The organism is Ensifer sp. LBL, from assembly GCF_050435225.1.
Lineage (GTDB): Bacteria > Pseudomonadota > Alphaproteobacteria > Rhizobiales > Rhizobiaceae > Ensifer.
Genome location: NZ_JBNDJY010000004.1, coordinates 176,999 through 195,409 on the forward strand (window position 1 = coordinate 176,999; position 18,411 = coordinate 195,409).

The 18,411-nt window shown below is 62.8% G+C and carries 17 protein-coding genes; 11 read left to right on the top strand and 6 right to left on the bottom strand.

Annotation, left to right across the window (positions count from 1 at the left end):
• Window positions 1–118 precede the first annotated feature (118 nt).
• Complete coding sequence (locus OKW20_RS16705; RefSeq protein ID WP_429173678.1) at window positions 119–373, top strand: hypothetical protein; 255 nt, start codon at window positions 119–121, stop codon at window positions 371–373.
• 3 nt (window positions 374–376) lie between these two features.
• On the opposite strand, the gene OKW20_RS16710 is transcribed toward OKW20_RS16705, so the two are convergent.
• Entirely contained in the window at window positions 377–826 is a 450-nt protein-coding gene (locus tag OKW20_RS16710; protein ID WP_429173680.1) for a hypothetical protein, read from the bottom strand.
• 75 nt (window positions 827–901) lie between these two features.
• A complete protein-coding gene (locus OKW20_RS16715; protein ID WP_429116123.1) occupies window positions 902–1,873 on the bottom strand; it encodes a LysR family transcriptional regulator in 972 nt (323 codons plus the stop codon).
• Between the two features lie 287 nt (window positions 1,874–2,160).
• Between OKW20_RS16715 and chvE the strand changes: the two genes are divergently transcribed.
• The 8 genes from chvE (at window position 2,161) to OKW20_RS16755 (ending at window position 12,219) form a co-directional block, all read left to right on the top strand.
• Window positions 2,161–3,228 carry a multiple monosaccharide ABC transporter substrate-binding protein gene (chvE, locus tag OKW20_RS16720; protein ID WP_034793892.1) on the top strand — a complete coding sequence of 356 codons (1,068 nt, stop codon included), beginning with the start codon at window positions 2,161–2,163 and terminating at the stop codon, window positions 3,226–3,228.
• 98 nt (window positions 3,229–3,326) lie between these two features.
• Complete coding sequence (mmsA, locus tag OKW20_RS16725) at window positions 3,327–4,862, top strand: multiple monosaccharide ABC transporter ATP-binding protein (RefSeq protein ID WP_192446992.1); 1,536 nt, start codon at window positions 3,327–3,329, stop codon at window positions 4,860–4,862.
• Window positions 4,862–6,070, top strand: a complete 1,209-nt coding sequence (mmsB, locus tag OKW20_RS16730; RefSeq protein WP_043611659.1) for a multiple monosaccharide ABC transporter permease — start codon at window positions 4,862–4,864, stop codon at window positions 6,068–6,070. Before mmsA ends, mmsB begins: the two co-directional genes overlap by 1 nt.
• A 168-nt stretch (window positions 6,071–6,238) precedes the next feature.
• Complete coding sequence (gene araD1, locus OKW20_RS16735) at window positions 6,239–7,234, top strand: AraD1 family protein (RefSeq protein ID WP_429173682.1); 996 nt, start codon at window positions 6,239–6,241, stop codon at window positions 7,232–7,234.
• Between the two features lie 50 nt (window positions 7,235–7,284).
• Window positions 7,285–8,718: an aldehyde dehydrogenase family protein gene (locus OKW20_RS16740; RefSeq protein WP_429173683.1), complete on the top strand. Its 1,434-nt coding sequence runs from the start codon at window positions 7,285–7,287 to the stop codon at window positions 8,716–8,718.
• A gap of 55 nt (window positions 8,719–8,773) precedes the next feature.
• Window positions 8,774–10,519 carry an L-arabinonate dehydratase gene (araD, locus tag OKW20_RS16745; protein WP_429173684.1) on the top strand — a complete coding sequence of 582 codons (1,746 nt, stop codon included), beginning with the start codon at window positions 8,774–8,776 and terminating at the stop codon, window positions 10,517–10,519.
• Between the two features lie 398 nt (window positions 10,520–10,917).
• Entirely contained in the window at window positions 10,918–11,292 is a 375-nt protein-coding gene (locus OKW20_RS16750) for a nuclear transport factor 2 family protein (protein WP_429173686.1), read from the top strand.
• Between the two features lie 258 nt (window positions 11,293–11,550).
• On the top strand, window positions 11,551–12,219 hold the full coding sequence (locus OKW20_RS16755; RefSeq protein WP_429173687.1) for a hypothetical protein: 669 nt from the start codon (window positions 11,551–11,553) through the stop codon (window positions 12,217–12,219).
• Between the two features lie 55 nt (window positions 12,220–12,274).
• On the opposite strand, the gene OKW20_RS16760 is transcribed toward OKW20_RS16755, so the two are convergent.
• The 4 genes from OKW20_RS16760 to OKW20_RS16775 form a co-directional block, all read right to left on the bottom strand.
• On the bottom strand, window positions 12,275–13,102 hold the full coding sequence (locus OKW20_RS16760; protein WP_429173689.1) for a transglutaminase family protein: 828 nt from the start codon (window positions 13,100–13,102) through the stop codon (window positions 12,275–12,277).
• Between the two features lie 116 nt (window positions 13,103–13,218).
• Window positions 13,219–14,157: an alpha-E domain-containing protein gene (locus OKW20_RS16765; protein WP_429173690.1), complete on the bottom strand. Its 939-nt coding sequence runs from the start codon at window positions 14,155–14,157 to the stop codon at window positions 13,219–13,221.
• 3 nt (window positions 14,158–14,160) lie between these two features.
• Complete coding sequence (locus tag OKW20_RS16770; RefSeq protein ID WP_192447211.1) at window positions 14,161–15,555, bottom strand: circularly permuted type 2 ATP-grasp protein; 1,395 nt, start codon at window positions 15,553–15,555, stop codon at window positions 14,161–14,163.
• Window positions 15,556–15,789: 234 nt separating this feature from the next.
• Window positions 15,790–16,869 (bottom strand): YeiH family protein, encoded by a 1,080-nt coding sequence (locus tag OKW20_RS16775; protein WP_429173692.1) that lies wholly within the window; start codon window positions 16,867–16,869, stop codon window positions 15,790–15,792.
• Between the two features lie 80 nt (window positions 16,870–16,949).
• Between OKW20_RS16775 and OKW20_RS16780 the strand changes: the two genes are divergently transcribed.
• Window positions 16,950–17,819 carry a LysR family transcriptional regulator gene (locus tag OKW20_RS16780; RefSeq protein ID WP_043623311.1) on the top strand — a complete coding sequence of 290 codons (870 nt, stop codon included), beginning with the start codon at window positions 16,950–16,952 and terminating at the stop codon, window positions 17,817–17,819.
• A 78-nt stretch (window positions 17,820–17,897) separates the two neighbouring features.
• On the top strand, window positions 17,898–18,353 hold the full coding sequence (locus OKW20_RS16785) for a GyrI-like domain-containing protein (protein WP_429173694.1): 456 nt from the start codon (window positions 17,898–17,900) through the stop codon (window positions 18,351–18,353).
• The last annotated feature ends 58 nt before the right edge of the window (window positions 18,354–18,411 follow it).

Sequence of the window (18,411 nt, forward strand, 5' to 3'; positions counted from 1 at the left end):
CGGAATTTTTATTCCATTTTTATTGTGTCCGTCAAGGGGAGTCGGAGGCCATGGCCTTGCCGTCCGCGACGAATTTCCCCTAAATGGGACGCACGCGACAAGGCCACCAGAGGACAGAATGCTCAAATTCATCGATCCGGACCATCCCTTCTACCGCCCACTGTGGATCCGTCTGCTGATCGTGGGCTTCTGCGGAGTCTGGACAGTGGTCGAATTCCTGGGCGAGCAAACGATGTGGGGGATGATTTTCCTCGCGGTCACCGCCTATGCCTCGGCGGCGCTCCTGGTTTTCTACAAGCCGAGCGAGAAGGGCATCGAGAAGGCCGGGGACGAGGGGCAAGGCAAGGGCGACGGGAGCGACCCTGCCGGCTGAGGCTCACGGCGCCGGGCTGATGGCGCGCATCTGCTTTGCGGCTTCGTCGATCAGCATGTTGGCGAGCTTCATGCGCACGGTGGCATTGGCGCGGAAGGCGGCCGGTAGCCGGTCCGGGTGGTTCAGGGCCGCGAAGGCCCGCCGTTTTGCCGCAAGGGTCATCTGCGTTTCGCCGTCGACAAGCGCCAGTTCCTCGGCCACGTCTGCAAGCGTCGTACGGCTAAGATAATCCGGCATGACCGGTGGAGGCGGCGGCTCCACGAAAGACGCATCGAGATAGGCGCGCTCGACGGCGCCGAAGGCAGCCGAGCGGGCGCTTTCGGCCGCAAAGGCGTTGTCGAATGCCGGGGCGTAAGGCGTGGCGACGCGCGTCGCTTCGGCCGGTGCCGGTTCGATATCCTCTTCCGATTTCAGCCGCTCGAGCACCGACTGAAAGACTGACATTCCAAACATGACGTCTCCGATCGCGGCGCACCATGGCAGGCGGAGATTATCCCGGGCTGATCAGACTGATCATGCCAGGGCTGATCAGGCGCGGCCCTGCTTGAGGATCAGGTCGTAGAGCAGCTTGGCGCTCGGCGGCAGCGCGCGTCCCTCGGCGGTGATCAGCCCATAGGGTTTGATTCGGATCGGGATTTCGGTCTTCAGGATGCGGATTTCGCCGGCCGGCGTGCCGTTGCCGGCAATCAGGTTGGCGACGTCGAGCGCCACCGGTGCAATTGCGTTTGTGTTGCGCACCATCGACAGCGTCAGGATGATCGAGGAGGTGTTGATCACCGTCGCCGGCAGTCTCACCCCGGCCGCCACGAAACTGTCTTCGACCGCGCGTCTCAGAAGGGTGCCTGGCGGCTGGAATACCCAGTCATAGGAGGGCAGGTCCTCGGCGACGACCATGGGCTTGTCGAGCAGCGGATGGCCGTCGCGCACGATCAGGCAGACCTCCTCGTAGCCGATCTCTACCATGTTGAAGAGCCGCGGCGGCTGGTCGTCGGGGATGCGGCCGATGATGAAGTCGTGCCGGGCGGCGAGCAGTTCCCTGGCCAGCACGTTGCTGTTTTCGATCTGGACGTTGATCTCGATGCCGGGATAGGCGGTCATCACCTGGCGGATGGCGGGCACCGCGAGGTTGAGCGCCGGGCCCGTGACAGAGCCGAGCGAGACCGAACCGCCGCTGCCGGTCTTCAGCTCGTTGATCTCGCGCGATGCCTCCCGCAACTCCAGAAAGATGCTGCGCGCGCGCCGCGCCAGCGCTTCGCCATAGGGCGTCAACAGGACGCCGCGGGCGACGCGTTCGCACACTGGCGCCTTCAGCATGGTCTCGATTTCCGAGAGCATGCGCGATGCTGCCGGTTGCGAGATGCCGAGGGCGTCGGCGGCGGCGCTGATACGGCGGTGATCGTCGATCGCGAGAATCAGGCGGAGGTGGCTGATCTTCAGGCCCGAGCGGAAAAGCGTCGAATCGACGAGTTCGCCGGCGGTGCTCGGTTTCTGATCGCGCATTTCAACCTCCGCGTTTTTTTATTTGGTTTTCAGGGATTTTCAAAAATCACACTGTTTGCGCTCGATATATCATTTTTGGTATGTATTCAAAGCAATATTGTATTTGACAGTTATATGGTTTCATTCCAGTTTTTGCTTATGTGCCAGCGCATGTAGGAGCATGCGAGGCGGGGAGGCCTCTCCTTCACCTTGACCGCAGCCGGAGACGAAGATCTCGGGCGGCGGATTGCTGCGCATAGACGGAAAGGCTCTCGCCTGCCGGCTTCAACTTTTTTGGGAGAGAACTGATGAAATTGATGACTTCGCTTCTCGCAGCCGCCGCGATTTCGATCGCGTCCTTCGCTGCACCGGCATTTGCGCAGGACAAGGGCACCGTCGGCATTTCCATGCCGACGAAGACGTCGACCCGCTGGATTTCCGACGGCGAGACCATGGAGAAGCTGTTCAAGGAAGCGGGCTACACGCCGGACCTGCAGTTTGCTGACGACGACATCCCGAACCAGCTTGCCCAGATCGAGAACATGGTGACCAAGGGCGCCAAGGTTCTCGTCATCGGCGCCATCGACGGCACGACGCTCTCCGACATCCTGCAGAAGGCACACGACGCCGGCGTCAAGGTGATCGCCTATGACCGCCTGATCCGCGACTCGGGCAATGTCGACTACTACGCCACCTTCGACAACTTCCAGGTCGGCGTGCAGCAGGCAACCTCGCTCGTCCAGGGCCTCAAGCTCGACGGCGCAACCGAGCCGAAGAACATCGAGCTCTTTGGTGGTTCGCCTGACGATAACAACGCCTTCTTCTTCTACGATGGCGCGATGTCGGTTCTGCAGCCGCTGATCGACAGCAAGAAGATCGTCGTCAAGTCCGGCCAGAAGGGCATGGACCAGGTCGGCACGCTGCGTTGGGACGGTGCCGTTGCCCAGGCCCGCATGGAAAACCTGCTGTCGTCGAACTACACCGACGCCAAGGTCGATGGCGTTCTGTCGCCTTATGACGGCCTGTCGATCGGCATCATCTCGGCGCTGAAGGGCGTCGGTTACGGCTCGGGCGACATGGCGATGCCTGCCGTCACCGGTCAGGACGCCGAACTGCCGTCGGTCAAGTCGATCCTTGCCGGCGAACAGTATTCGTCGATCTTCAAGGACACGCGCGAACTCGCCAAGGTCACCGTCGGCATGGTCAACGCGATCATGGAAGGCAAGGAGCCGGAAGTGAACGACACCAAGACCTATGACAACGGCGTCAAGGTCGTACCGTCCTACCTCTTGAAGCCGGTTGCCGTCGACAAGTCCAACATCAAGGACGTGCTGGTTTCCTCCGGTTACTACACCGAAGACCAGATCAACAACTGATCTTTTTGAGCGTGAGGGCCCGTGCATGCGCGCGGGCCCTTTTATCCAGATGACGGAGCCGGTACTCTCTTCAAAGACTGCCGCTGGAATGACTGAACATGGACAATATCATTCTTGAAATGCGGGGCATCACCAAGACGTTTCCGGGCGTCAAGGCGCTGGACAATGTCAGCTTCAAGGTCCGCGAAGGCGAGATCCACGCGCTCGTCGGCGAAAACGGCGCCGGCAAGTCGACGCTGATGAAGGTGCTGAGCGGCGTCTATCCCGCCGGCACCTATGACGGCGAGATCCACTATGGCGGCGAAGCCCGCCGCTTCTCGACGATTTCCGACAGCGAAGACCTGGGCATCATCATCATCCACCAGGAACTGGCACTGGTGCCGCTGCTGTCGATCGCCGAGAACATTTTCCTCGGCAACGAGATCGCCAGCAACGGTGTGATCCACTGGCCGCAAACCTTCGCCCGCACACAGGAACTCTTGAAGAAGGTGGGCCTCAGCGAGAGCCCGGCGACGCTGATCACCGACATCGGCGTCGGCAAGCAGCAGCTGGTCGAGATCGCCAAGGCGCTGTCGAAGAAGGTGCGGCTCTTGATCCTCGACGAGCCGACCGCCTCGCTCAACGAAACCGACTCCGATGCGCTTTTGAAGCTGCTGATGGAGTTTCGCACCCAGGGCATGACCTCGATCATCATCTCGCACAAGCTGAACGAGATCCGGAAGGTCGCCGACCAGATCACCATCCTGCGCGACGGCGGCACGGTCGAAACGCTCGACTGTCACAGCGAAGACATCGGCGAAGACCGGATCATCAAGGGCATGGTCGGCCGCGCCATGGAAGACCGCTATCCGCCGCGCGAACCCAAGATCGGCGAGACGCTGCTCGAAGTGAAGAACTGGAACGTCTTCCACCAGCAGCACCGCGACCGTCAGTTCCTGCACGACGTCAATTTCACCGTGCGCGCCGGCGAGGTGGTCGGCATCGCCGGGTTGATGGGGGCAGGGCGCACGGAAACGGCGATGAGCCTCTTCGGCAAGTCCTGGGGCCACAAGATCACCGGCGACGTGAAGATGCGCGGCAAACCCGTCGACGTCAGCACCATTCCGCGGGCTATCGATGCGGGGCTTGCCTATGTCACCGAGGACCGCAAGCAGCTCGGCCTCGTGCTGATCAATAACATCAAGGAGAACACGACGCTCTCCAACCTGAAGGCGGTGGCCGCAAACGGCGTCATCGACGATCGCAAGGAAGCGAAGGTCGCTTCCGACTATCGCTCGAAGCTACGCATCCGCTCGCACTCGATCTATCAGGAAACGGTCAACCTTTCGGGTGGCAACCAGCAGAAGGTCGTCTTGTCCAAGTGGCTGTTCACCAATCCGGAAGTTCTCATTCTCGACGAGCCGACACGCGGCATCGATATCGGCGCGAAGTATGAGATCTACACCATCATCAACCAGCTTGCCGCCGAGGGTAAGGGCATCCTGATGATTTCATCGGAAATGCCGGAGCTGCTTGGAACCTGCGATCGCATCTACGTCATGAACGAGGGCCGCATCGTCGCGGAGCTTTCGAAGGCGGAAGCGAGCCAGGAATCCATCATGCGTGCCATCATGCGTTCAGGGGAGAAACACTAATGGTCGCCGATACGAGCACCCAAAACAACAAGCCCTCGATCGGGGACTACCTCAAGAACAACATCCGCGAATACGGCCTGCTGGTCGCGCTCGTCGTGATCATGCTGTTCTTCCAGTTCGTCACCAATGGCGTCCTGTTCAAGCCGGTCAACATCACCAACCTGGTGCTGCAGAACTCGTTCATCGTCATCATGGCGCTCGGCATGCTGCTGATCATCGTCGCCGGGCATATCGACCTGTCGGTCGGCTCGATCGTCGCCTTCATCGGCGCGATTTCGGCGATCATGCTGGTGAAATGGGGCCTGCCGGCCATCGTCGTCATCCCCGCTTGTCTGATCGTTGGCGGCATCATGGGGGCGGCACAGGGCTATTGGGTTGCCTACCAGAAGATCCCGTCCTTCATCGTGACGCTGGCCGGCATGCTGGTTTTCCGCGGGCTCACCTATGTGGTGCTCGGCGGCCGCCCGATCGGTCCGTTCCCGAAGGAATTCCAGCTGCTGTCGACGGGCTTCGTTCCGGACTTCCTCTATTTCCTCAACCCGGCGCCCGAGACCATCCAGAACATGGTGGCGCTCGTCGCCGTCATCGCGCTGGTCGGCTACGCGATCTATGCGGGCATTCGTGATCGCAAGATCAACGAGCAGCACGGCACGGAAAACGAGCCGTTCATCTTCTTCGCCGTGCAGATGGCGGTCATTGCCGCCGTGGCGCTGTTCATCGGCTTCCAGCTTGCGACCTATCGCGGCCTGCCGAACGTGCTGATCGCCATGGCGGTGCTGATTGCGCTCTACACCTTCATCACCACCCGCTCGACGATCGGCCGCCGCATCTATGCTATGGGCGGCAACGTCAAGGCGACGAAGCTTTCGGGCATCAACACCGAGCGGCTGACCTTCTACACCTTCGTCAACATGGGCGTGCTGGCGGCCCTTGCCGGCATGATCATCACCGCGCGCCTCAACTCGGCAACGCCGAAGGCCGGCGTCGGCTTCGAACTCGACGTCATCGCGGCCTGCTTCATCGGCGGCGCCTCGGCGTCGGGCGGCGTCGGCAAGATCATCGGGGCTGTCATCGGCGCCTTCATTATGGGCGTGATGAACAACGGCATGTCGATCATGGGCATCGGCATCGATTACCAGCAGCTGATCAAGGGCCTCGTGCTGCTGGCTGCCGTGTTCTTCGATGTCTACAACAAGAACAAGGGTTGAGCGCAAAGCCATAAGACCCGGCGTAAACCAGTAACATTCACCGGCGGCTGCGGCTGCCAGGATCGGCGGATTGGTCCGCCGGAATTGGGTGGCGAGAGCCACCCACGGGGATGCTTTTGCCTCGAGAAGGCGAACACAGCGACCCGAGACGATAGGAAGGATAGCATCGTGCTGATTTCGCAGATCAGGAACGAAGACGGATCGATCACGGTGGCGGTGCGGCAGCCCGGCGAGGCGGCGCATGCGGTCAACGGTGCGGCGAGCGTTTATGCGCTGGCGATGGAAGCGGCCAATGCCGGGCGCAGCCTGAAGGAGACGATCGAGGCCAAGGGTCTCGGGGCCGCCGTCGACCTCGACAAGGCCTATGCGGCGGGACGCTTTCTGCCGCCGATCACCCATCCGGATCCGGCGCACTTGCACCTGACCGGCACAGGCCTCACCCATCTCGGCTCCGCCGCAACCCGCGACGCCATGCACAAGAAGACAAGCGAGGCAGCCGAGGAAACGTTGACGGACTCGATGAAGATGTTCCGCATGGGGCTCGAAGGCGGCAAGCCGAGGGCCGGCGAAACAGGCGTGCAGCCGGAATGGTTCTACAAGGGCAACGGCACATCCGCCGTAGCGCCGGGTGATGCGCTCGTTTCGCCCGCCTTTGCCGAGGATGGTGGCGAAGAGCCGGAAATGGCCGGCATCTACGTGATCTCCGAGAAGGGCGTTCCGTTCCGCATCGGTTTTGCCGTTGCCAACGAATTCTCCGACCACAAGACCGAGAGGGTCAACTACCTCTGGCTGGCGCATTCGAAGCTGCGTCAGGCGAGCTTCGGTCCGGAAATCCGTATCGGCGTGGCGCCGGAGGATATCCGCGGCATGTCGCGCATCCTGCGCGGCGGCAAGGTGCTCTGGGAAAAGCCGTTCCTGTCGGGCGAAGCCAACATGTCGCACAGCTTCGCCAATCTTGAGCATCACCATTTCAAGTACGTCCTGTTCCGCCAGCCGGGCGACATCCACGTGCACATGTTTGGAACGGCGACACTCTCCTTCGGTGATGGCATCCGTACAGAAGAAGGTGACGTGTTCGAGATCGAGGCCGATGGTTTCGGCCTGCCGCTCCGCAACGCGCTTGCCATCGCCGCCGACGAGCCGGTCGCCATCCAGCAACTCTGACCGCAGCGCCGGCGCGTAACGCCGGATTGCGCGAGAAGGAAGGAGCCTCCATGACATTGCACCAGAACCTGATTGCCGGCGAATGGGTCGGCGGCGACGGGGTCGCCAACATCAACCCGTCCAACACCAACGACGTGGTTGGCGAATATGCGCGCGCGTCTGCGGACGATGCACGTGCGGCGATTGCCGCTGCGAAGGCTGCGTTTCCGGCCTGGTCGCGCTCGGGTATTCTCGAGCGCCATGCGATCCTGAGGAAGACCGCCGACGAGATCCTTGCCCGCAAGGACGAACTCGGAAAGCTGTTGTCGCGCGAGGAAGGCAAGACGTTGGCCGAAGGCATCGGCGAGACTGTGCGCGCCAGCCAGATCTTCGACTTCTTCGCCGGCGAATGCCTGCGGTTGGCGGGCGAAGTGCTGCCGTCGGCAAGACCCAATATCGGCGTCGAGATCACCCGCGAGCCGGTCGGTGTCGTCGGCATCATCACGCCCTGGAACTTCCCGATCGCCATTCCGGCCTGGAAGATCGCGCCCGCACTTTGCTACGGCAACACCGTCGTCTTCAAGCCGGCGGAACTGGTGCCCGGCTCGTCTTGGGCGATCGTCGACATTCTTCATCGCGCCGGCCTGCCGAAGGGCGTCTTGAACCTCGTCATGGGCAAGGGCTCGGTCGTCGGCCAGGCGATGCTCGACAGCCCGGACGTGCACGCCATCACCTTCACCGGCTCGACCGGCACCGGCAAACGCGTGGCGCTGGCGTCCGTCGAGCACAATCGCAAGTACCAGCTGGAAATGGGCGGGAAGAACCCCTTCGTCGTGCTCGACGATGCCGACCTCAATGTCGCGGTCGAGGCCGCGGTCAATTCCGCCTTCTTCTCCACCGGCCAGCGCTGCACTGCGTCGTCCCGTCTCATCGTCACCGAGGGCATTCACGATCGCTTCGTCGCGGCCATGGGCGAGCGGATGAAGGGGCTAATTATCGACGACGCCTTGAAGGCCGGCACCCAGATCGGCCCGGTGGTCGACCAGAGCCAACTCAACCAAGACACCGACTATATCGCCATCGGAAAGCAGGAAGGCGCGAAGCTTGCCTTCGGCGGCGAACTCTTGAAGCGCGACACGCCCGGCTTCTACCTGCAGCCAGCGCTGTTCACCGAGGCGACGAACGCCATGCGCATTTCCCGCGAGGAGATCTTCGGCCCGGTCGCATCGGTCATCCGGGTCAAGGACTACGACGAAGCGCTTGCTGTCGCCAACGACACGCCCTTCGGCCTGTCGTCGGGCATTGCCACCACCAGCCTCAAGCACGCGACCCATTTCAAGCGCAACGCCGAGGCCGGCATGGTGATGGTCAACCTGCCGACGGCGGGCGTCGACTTCCATGTGCCCTTCGGCGGCCGCAAGGGCTCGTCGCACGGCTCGCGCGAGCAGGGGCGCTACGCCGCCGAATTCTACACAACCGTCAAGACGGCCTACACGCTCGCCTGAAGCGCGCCGTCATCGGGCCCGCGTGAACGGCGCGGGCCGCATAAGGAAGGAAGAGATGAAGAAGAAAGCTGAATGGCCGCGCAAGCTGCGTTCGCAGGATTGGTTCGGCGGCACGGGCAAGAATGCCATCATGCACCGCTCCTGGATGAAGAACCAGGGCCTGCCTGCCGACACCTTCGATGGACGGCCTATCATCGGCATCTGCAACACCTGGTCGGAGCTGACGCCCTGCAATGCGCATCTGCGTGACCTTGCCGAGCGGGTGAAGCGTGGTGTCTACGAGGCCGGCGGCTTCCCGGTCGAGTTTCCGGTGTTTTCCGTCGGCGAAAGCACGCTGCGCCCGACCGCGATGATGTTCCGCAACCTCGCGGCGATGGACGTCGAAGAAGCGATCCGCGGCAATCCGGTCGATGGCGTCGTGCTGCTTGGCGGCTGCGACAAGACCACGCCGAGCCTGTTGATGGGCGCTGCCAGCGTCGATATCCCGGTTATCCTCGTCTCCGGCGGCCCAATGCTGAACGGCAAGTGGCGCGGCAAGGATGTCGGCTCCGGCACGGCGATCTGGCAATTCTCGGAAATGGTGAAGTCCGGCGAGATGTCGCTCGCCGAATTCATGGACGCGGAGCAGGGCATGGCCCGCTCGGCCGGCAGTTGCATGACCATGGGCACGGCCTCGACGATGGCCTCCATGGCCGAGGCGCTCGGCATGACGCTTCCCGGCAATGCGGCAATCCCGGCCGTCGATGCCCGCCGTCGGGTGATCTCGCAGCTCTCCGGCCGCCGCATCGTCGACCTGGTCAAGGAAGACCTGAAGCCCTCGGACATCCTGACGAAGGAAGCCTTCGAGAACGCCATTCGCGTCAACGGCGCCGTCGGCGGCTCGACCAATGCCGTGCTGCACCTGCTGGCGCTTGCCGGCCGCGTCGGTGTCGATCTGACGCTCGACGACTGGGATCGCCTTGGCCGCGACGTGCCGACGATCGTCAACCTCCAACCGTCGGGCAAGTACCTGATGGAGGAGTTCTATTACGCCGGCGGCCTTCCGGTCGTGATCAAGGCCGTGGGCGAGATGGGCCTGCTTCACAAGGATGCCGTGACCGTCACCGGCGATACGATCTGGAACGACGTCAAGGATGTCGTCAACTACAACGACGACGTGATCGTGCCGCGCGACAAGGCGCTGACCAAGTCCGGTGGCATCGCCGTGCTGCGCGGCAATCTCGCGCCGAAGGGCTGTGTGCTGAAGCCGTCGGCCGCTTCGCCGCATCTGATGCAGCACAAGGGCCGCGCCGTCGTGTTCGAGAGCATCGAGGACTACCACGCCCGCATCAACCGCGAAGATCTCGACATCGACGAAACCTGCGTGATGGTGCTGAAATATTGCGGCCCGAAGGGTTATCCGGGCATGGCCGAAGTCGGCAACATGGGCCTGCCGCCGAAGGTGCTGAAGAAGGGCATCACCGACATGATCCGCATCTCCGATGCGCGCATGTCCGGCACGGCCTACGGCACCGTGATCCTGCATACCGCGCCGGAAGCGGCCGACGGCGGCCCTCTGGCGCTCGTGCAAAACGGCGACATGATCGCCGTCGACGTGCCGGCCCGCACCATCCATCTCGACGTCTCCGACGAAGAGCTCGCCCGTCGCCGCGCGGCCTGGGTGTCGCCGGTGATGCCGCTCAAGGGTGGTTATGCCGGCCTCTACGTCAAGAGCGTGATGCAGGCCGACACGGGTGCGGATCTCGACTTCCTCGTCGGCCCGCGTGGGGCGGAAATCCCGATGAACCGCGACAGCCATTAGCGCTGTCGGCGCACGAGCGGACGGTCCGCTCGTGCGACTTCGGCGTGCACCACAGCTTGCGTCATATCAGATGTGCAAAGGCCGCCGTCGCACGGCAATTGCAGTGCGACGGTCCCAGGTGTCGGCGTCGGCGAGACTGCGCGCTGAACAGGCCTGGCGCACCCGCAAGCATCGCCGCAGGGCGGACCTTTACGCTGCGATTGTTTTCACGCCTGCAATCCGCCTTCGTCCGCAGGCCTGTTCCTCTTCCCTTACTTCTGGGTAAGCACTTACCACTGGGTGCGTATTGGCGTCGCAGCGTCGGCGTCATAGTTTATCCCCGCGACGGTGCGGGCCTGCAGACGGGGCGGCCGCGGCAGTGCTAGAACTATGATCCGAAGGAGTGAAGAAGCGTGCCGTTGACAGATCTCATCGATACCTATTGCGCCGCCTGGTCGTCGGAGGACGACGAGCAGAGGTGGGCGTTGCTGGTGCCGATCTGGGCCGATGGCGCAACGTATACGGATCCAACGGTTCATGCCGTCGGCGCAGAAGAACTGCTCGCGCATATCGCCGGCGTTCAGGCCAGGTATCCGGGTGCGCGCATTACGCGGACAAGCGACGTGGATGTTCATCACGGGATCGCACGCTTCGCCTGGCGGTTTGTGATGCCCGATGGATCATCTTTCCCCGAGGGGCTGGACATCGCATTCCTCAATCCCGGCCAGACGCGCATTACGCGCATCATCGGCTTTTTCGGGCCGTTGGTCAGCCTGACGGCGTCGCGTGTCTGAGCAGACCTCCTTTGATCGGCTACGATTGAGCGGAGCCTCAGACACGATCACCGCATCGGTATCGGCGCGGTGATCCTATGTGCATGCCATAGGTCATCGTTTCGAAAAGGCACGCATCCGGCGGCATCTTTGCCTTGTGTTATCCACACAGCACAAAACCCTCCGTTTTCGTCTGATCCGCGGCAACCGGTGGCAACCCCCGAACGTATCCCTTTTGCCGGGGCCATTCCGGTCCCGAGCCTGAAAAGGAGGACGATCATGCGGAGGAATGTACTTGCGTTGTCGCTCGGTCTTCTTGCGACGGTGGCGCTGTCTCAGCCGGCATTTTCACAAAGCGCGAACGGTCTTGGCGTCGGCGTGTCCGTCGGCGGCGCGAATGGGCTGAATGCCAATGTGGGCCTCGGTGGCTCGAACGGCCTTAAGGCCGATGTCGATGCGTCGCTCGGTGGCGCAAACGGCATCAATGCCAACGCCAACGCCTCCGTCGGCGGATCGCAAGGCGTCAATGCCGATGTGCGGGCGAGCGCCGGCGGCGCCAATGGCATCAACGCAGACGCCGATGTCGGCCTTGGTGGTGGCAAAGGGCTCAACACGTCGGTCAATGCCACGGTCGGTGGACGGAATGGCCTGACTGCCGGTCTGAAAGCCAATGCCGGCGGCGGCAACGGTGTCGGGCTTGGGCTCGGCGTGGGCGTTGGAACGGGATCCGGCGGCGGCAGCCCCGGGGGTGGCGGCAGCGTTGGTGGCGGAACCGGAGGCGGCTCCGGCGGCGCGGTTTCGCCGGGCGCTTCCATGGCCGCGTTCAATGCACTGCCAGCGGGCGAGCGGGTCAAGCTGATCAAACGCTGTCGCGATGTCGTTGGCGGCGGTTATGACAGCGGGCTGGTTTCGCTCTGCCGCATCCTGCAGGCGAGCGCTTCGCGGTAACGCCTGAGACTTGGGTCTGGATCGACGGGACGCACGCTGCGCCCCGTCGGGTCACCTACTGGCTTTGCGACTGGCTCTGGCTTTGCTGCTGCTGTTCGACCGTCACCGATACCTTCAGCGTCTCCTTGGCTTCGCCGTGGATCAGCCCCGAGATGGGGGCGGCGTCGCGGTAGCAAAGGCCGGATGCGATGCGGACATAGCGATCATCCGGGCAGATCTTGTTGGCGGCATCGAAGCCCACCCAGCCAAGCCCGTTGAGGTGCACTTCGGCCCAGGCATGGCTGGCGGTCTGCTCGGGATGCCCCTCCATCATCAGGTAGCCCGAGACATAGCGTGCCGGCAGATCGAGAGAGCGCGCGGCCGCGATCAGGATATGCGCATGATCCTGGCAGACGCCGCGACCGCCTTCGAGTGCATCTTCGGCCGTCGTCTCCGCGTGGGTCTCACCGGGCTTGTATTCCACGGCTTCATGGATGGCCGCCATCAGCGCATGCATGCGGGCAAGGTCTGTGTCGCCCTCGGCGGATTTCGAGAGATCGCGGATCAGCTTGCCGGCCTTGGTGAGCGGCGTTTCGCGGGCGTAAAGCCAGAGCGGCACGTAGGACTGGTGCGGCCCGAAGACGCCCGCGCGATCCTCCGTGTGGACCTCGCCGGAGGCCGTGATGTGGATCGTATCGCGGTCGCCGTCGACGCTGACGAGATGAACGCGATTGCCGAAGTGGTCGTCGTAGCTCACTTCGATCGCAGCGCCATCGACCAAGGTCTCCCAGCCGAGCACGGTCTGGCCCACCTGTGTCAGGGGCGTCAGCCGCAGGCGCTGCAGGGCATACTGCACGGGCTCGTCATAGTGATATTCGGTCGTGTGGCTGATCTTCAGGTGCATGCCATCCTCCGATCTAGAGCGCTTCCGGTCAAAACAGAGTTGTGAAAGCGCTCTATCTCCTTGTTTTTACGCAATTTTGAAACGCGAAACCGCGCCACGCTTTCGCTGGAATTGCACTAGTAGAACCGGTAGCCGTCGGAGATTTCCTGTCCCAAACGGTTGTTGTGGCTGATGAAGTCTTCGAGATACTCATGCAGCCCCTGGTCCATGATGTCCTTGATCGACTGGCTGCGCAGTGACGCGAGCGTGCGGTCAGCTGTGTCGTGCGCCGCATGGCGCTCACCATATTCCCGTTCGAGGTAGCCGAGATTGCTGGCGATCTTCTCGTAGCAATAGGCAAGCGAGCGCGGCATGCGACCGTTCGATATCAGGAAGTCGGCGATGTTGGCGGGACGAAGCTCGGCGTCGTAGACCCAGCCATAGGCGCGATGCGCCGAGACCGAACGCAGGATCGATTCCCACTGCACGTTGTCCATCGACGAGCCGACGGCGGCGACCGCCGGTAGAAGCACATAGTACTTCACGTCGAGGATGCGGGCGGTGTTGTCGGCCCGCTCGATGAAGGTGCCGATGCGCGAGAAGTTGAAGATCTCGTTCCGGAGCATCGTGCCGTGGAAGGCGCCGCGGATGAGCCCGGCGCGTCGCTTGATCGTGTCGATGATCTCCGGCATGTCGGTCGGGCGTGCCTTCTTCGACAGCATCGCCTTCATCTCGAGGTAGCACTCGTTCGTCGCTTCCCAGGTCTCGCGGGTGAGCGCCGTGCGCACCATGCGGGCGTTGTGCCGGCCGGCTTCGATGCAGGACATGACGCTCGACGGATTGGCGCGGTCGCGCAGCAGGAAGTCGATCGCGTCGATGCTCGTCAGCTTTTCGTGCACCTCGTCATAGTTCTCGCGGACGCCGGCGCTTTGCAGCACGCCGTCCCAATCGTCCTCGCTCGCCTCGCTACGGGTCAGCGACATGCGCAGGCCGGCATCGATCAGCCGGGCGCTGTTTTCCGCCCGCTCGATGTAGCGGAACATCCAGTAGAGGCCGTTTGCGGTTCTTCCCAGCATCTCTCAGTCCTCCAGCACCCAGGTGTCCTTGGTCCCGCCACCCTGGCTGGAATTCACGACGAGCGAACCGGCTTTCAGCGCCACGCGCGTCAGGCCGCCGGGGATGATCTGGACCTTGTCTGAGACGAGAACATAGGGGCGAAGATCGACGTGCCGGGGCGCGATACCCTTGTTGACGAGGATCGGCACGGTGGAAAGCGAAAGCGTCGGCTGGGCGATGTAGTTGGTCGGGCGGGCCTTCAGTTTTTCGGCGAAGACGGCGCGTTCCTTCCTGGTCGCCGTCGGGCCCACCAGCATGCCGTAGCCGCCGGAGCCGTGGACCTCCTTGACCACCAGCTCTTCGAGATGCTCGAGCACGTATTTCAGGCTCTGCGGCTCGGAACAGCGCCAGGTCGGCACGTTTTCGAGCAGCGGCTTGCGGCCGGTGTAGAACTCGACGATTTCGGGCATGTAGGAATAGATCGCCTTGTCGTCGGAAATCCCGGTGCCCGGCGCATTGGCAATCGTGATGTTGCCGGCGCGGTAAACGTCCATGATGCCGGGAATGCCGAGAGCGGAATCCGGTCGGAAGGTGAGCGGGTCGAGGAAGTCGTCATCGACGCGGCGGTAGAGCACGTCGATCGCCTCGTAGCCGCGGGTGGTGCGCATCTTCACCTTGCCGTCGATCACCCGCAGGTCCGAGCCTTCGACGAGCTCGACGCCCATCTGGTCGGCGAGGAAGGCGTGCTCATAGTAGGCGGAATTGTAGATGCCGGGCGTCAGCACCGCCACGCGCGGCTTGCCGCTGCAGCCGGGAGGGGCGAGTGACGAGAGGCTCTGGCGCAGCAGATTGGGGTAGTTCTCGACCGGGCGCACGCGGTTCTGATGGAAGAGTTCCGGGAACATCTGCATCATTGTTTCGCGGTTTTCCAGCATGTAGCTGACGCCGGACGGGGTGCGCGCATTGTCTTCGAGAACGTAGAACTGGTCTTCGCCGGTTCTGACGATGTCGGTGCCGACGATGTGAGTGTAGACGCCGCCCGGCGGACGGAAACCGATCATCTGCGGCAGGAAGGCTTCATTCTTCTCGATCAGTTCGCGCGGGATGCGGCCGGCGCGGATGATCTCCTGCTTGTGGTAGATGTCGTCGAGAAAGGCGTTAAGCGCGATGACCCGCTGTTCGATGCCCTGGGCGAGCTTGCGCCATTCGCGGCCGGAGATGATGCGGGGGATGAGGTCGAAGGGGATGAGCTTTTCGGATGAATCTGCGTGTCCGTAGACCGCGAAGGTGATGCCGGTTTTCCGGAAGATGTTCTCGGCGTCCTTGGATTTCGCTATGAGCCGATTTCTGTCCTGGCTGGCATACCAATCATGATAGGTCGAATATGGCTGGCGCGGACTGCTGTCCGCATTCATCATTTCGTCAAATGCCAAAGGCGTGGTCCCCTTATTTTTGACCATTTGAGTACAAGGCTGGTTGCAATGCAAGAAGCGTGCTCAGTCGCCCGAAAAGAAAGTTGGCCCCGCCAGAAGCGCCCGTTCGCGGGAAAATCTGCCCAACGGCAAGGCAGCCGCATCCGGTCGCCGAAAGCGGTTGCGACCGGGTGGGCAAGAAATATGCACGTGCTCTAAATTTGGACGCAGGCGCCGAAGCTAGCCGAGGCCCAGGCAGACGATGGCGAGCACCGCAAGAACACAGAGCACCAGCAGCGACAGCGTGGCGGCAGCGCTTGCACGCGGCCCGCAATGGGCAAGCGCGCGGATGTCGACCTCAAGGCCGAGGGCGGCCATGGCGATGACGGTCAGCCAGGTGGAGACCGTCACGGCGTCGGTCGCGAGCGTGTCGGAGATTGCGCCACTGTTGCGGGCGATGGCGACAGCCACGAAACCCAGGATGAACCAGGGAACGAAGTGGAGGATCGTGGCGAGAGGCGACTTGCGTTGTCCGGGCTCTTTGCATTCCGCCTCCTCATCGCGGCTGCCGATCAGCGAGAAGCAGAAGACGACGGGGCCGAGCATCAGCACGCGCACCAGCTTGACGAGCGTGCCGACCTGGACCGAGAGCGGGCTGAAGGGGCTGGCGGCGGCCAGGACTTGTGGCACGGCATAGACGGTCATGCCGGCAAAGACGCCGTAGCCCTGGGGCGTCATGCCGAGCCAGCCGCCGATGAAGGGCAGCGACAGGACGACGGCGATGCCGAGGATGGCGGTAAAGGAGATTGCGGCTGCGACTTCCTCGCCGCGGGCACCGATCGCCGGTGCGACGGCCGCAATCGCGGAGTTGCCGCAGATAGCGTTGCCGCAAGCAATCAGCGTCGCCAGGCGCTTCGGCAGGCCGAGCAATCGCGCGATCACGTAACCGGTAGTAATCGACAGGAGGACCATCACGACGATGGTGACGAGCAAGGTCGGCCCGCTCTTGGCGATCGCGTCAAAGCTCAGCATCGCGCCGATGAGCACGATCGCCGTCTCCAGCAGGATCTTCGCCGAGAAGTGAATACCGGAAAGGAAGCGCGCGCCGGGCGTCCAGAGGGTGCGGAAGATGGCGCCGAGAAGGATCGCGAGAACGAGGGCTTCCAGCCAGGCTCGGCCGGTCCAGCGCCGCTCGATCCATTCGAGCCCGATGGCCGCAAGGGCGACGAGACAGCAGAGGAAAAGGCCCGGAAGAATGCGCGTCAGGCGGGAGGCGGCTGAGGAAAAATGGGAGCGAAATGGGGAATGCGATCTGGACATGGGCGCAACCTACGCTCATCCATGAATCAGTCTAACGGATTATTCTTGTCATTCTGATCGATTTTTGAGATTGATCTACCATGACACTCGATCAGCTTAAAATCTTCGTCGCGGTCGCCGAGCGGCTGCACATGACCAAAGCCGCCGAGGCGATGAACGTCACGCAGTCGGCCGCAAGTGCGGCGATCGCAGCGCTTGAAACCCAGCACGATGTCCGGTTGTTCGATCGCGTTGGGCGCGGCCTGACGCTGACCGATGCCGGCAAGATCTTCCTGCCGGAGGCAAAAGCGGTGCTTGCCCGGGCGGCCGCGGCCACCGCCTGCCTTCGCGATCTCTCCGAGCTTCGCCGCGGCGAACTGTCGATTGCGGCGAGCCAGACGGTTGCGAGCTATTGGCTGCCGTCGCGGCTTGCCCGCTTCACACACGACTATCCCCAGGTCGACGTGAAGCTCACCGTGCGCAACACGGCGGTCGTCGCCGAGGCGGTGGAGGAGGGGACCGCGCAGCTCGGCTTCGTCGAGGGGCGCGTGGATGGCGCCAAGCTCGACCATCGCCGCGTCGCCGTCGATCGTATCGCCGTCTATGCCGCGCCTGGCCATGCGTTCGTCGGCGCCTCGGTCAATCTGGAAATGTTGCTGTCTGCGCGCTGGGTGCTGCGCGAAGAAGGCTCCGGCACGCGGGCAATGTTCCTGCAATCGATGGACGAGCATGGTGCAGACGTCGATCGGCTCAGGGTCGAGCTTGAGCTGCCCTCGAACGAGGCGGTGCTGACGGCGGTCGAAAGCGGTCCGTTCGTGACGGCCGTTTCCCGGCTTGCCGCACAACCCTTCGTCGATAGCGGCCGGCTGGTGGAACTGCCGTTCGAACTGGCCGAGCGCAGCTTCGAGCTTTTGACCCATCGCGAGAGGCAGTTCAGCCGCGCGGCACGCGCCTTCGTGGAACTGCTTTGAGAGCAGGTCCGTTTCTCTCCTGCGATGGCGGCGAAAGCCTGCCAATGTTTGCGGGATTGCCCGTTCAAAGAGGTGACCATGGCGTTCGAAATCGTGGAGAGACCCGCACAGCGCATTTCCGGATCGTTCTGGGAGGGAACCTTCGTCGAGGCGGCCGATGGCGCCGTGCGCCGGCTGATCGCCGAAATGCAGGGGCACCACCAGCATCTTCATCCCGGCGACCATACGGCGTTGGTCGGCATCTCCTGGAACGATCGTCCGGGTGGCTTTCGCTATCTCGTCGGCTATGTCTCCGACAAGGCCGAGACGACCGTGCACCCCGGCCATGTCGACCTGCCGGCCATGCGCTTCGTCACGGCCCTGCATCACCCTGACAGCGGCGACGTCTTTGCCCATTACCAGAAAATGTTCGACTGGATCGCGGCCGAAGCCCATTCGATCGATACCGCTTTGCTGCACTATCGCGAGGAGTACGATCCCGGTTTCGTCTCGCTGTCGCTATCCTCGCTCAGGCTGATGGTTCCGATTGGCTGATGCTTCCCATCAGAAAAATTGCTTTGACCATCAATACCGGCGCGGATACTTGCATGAG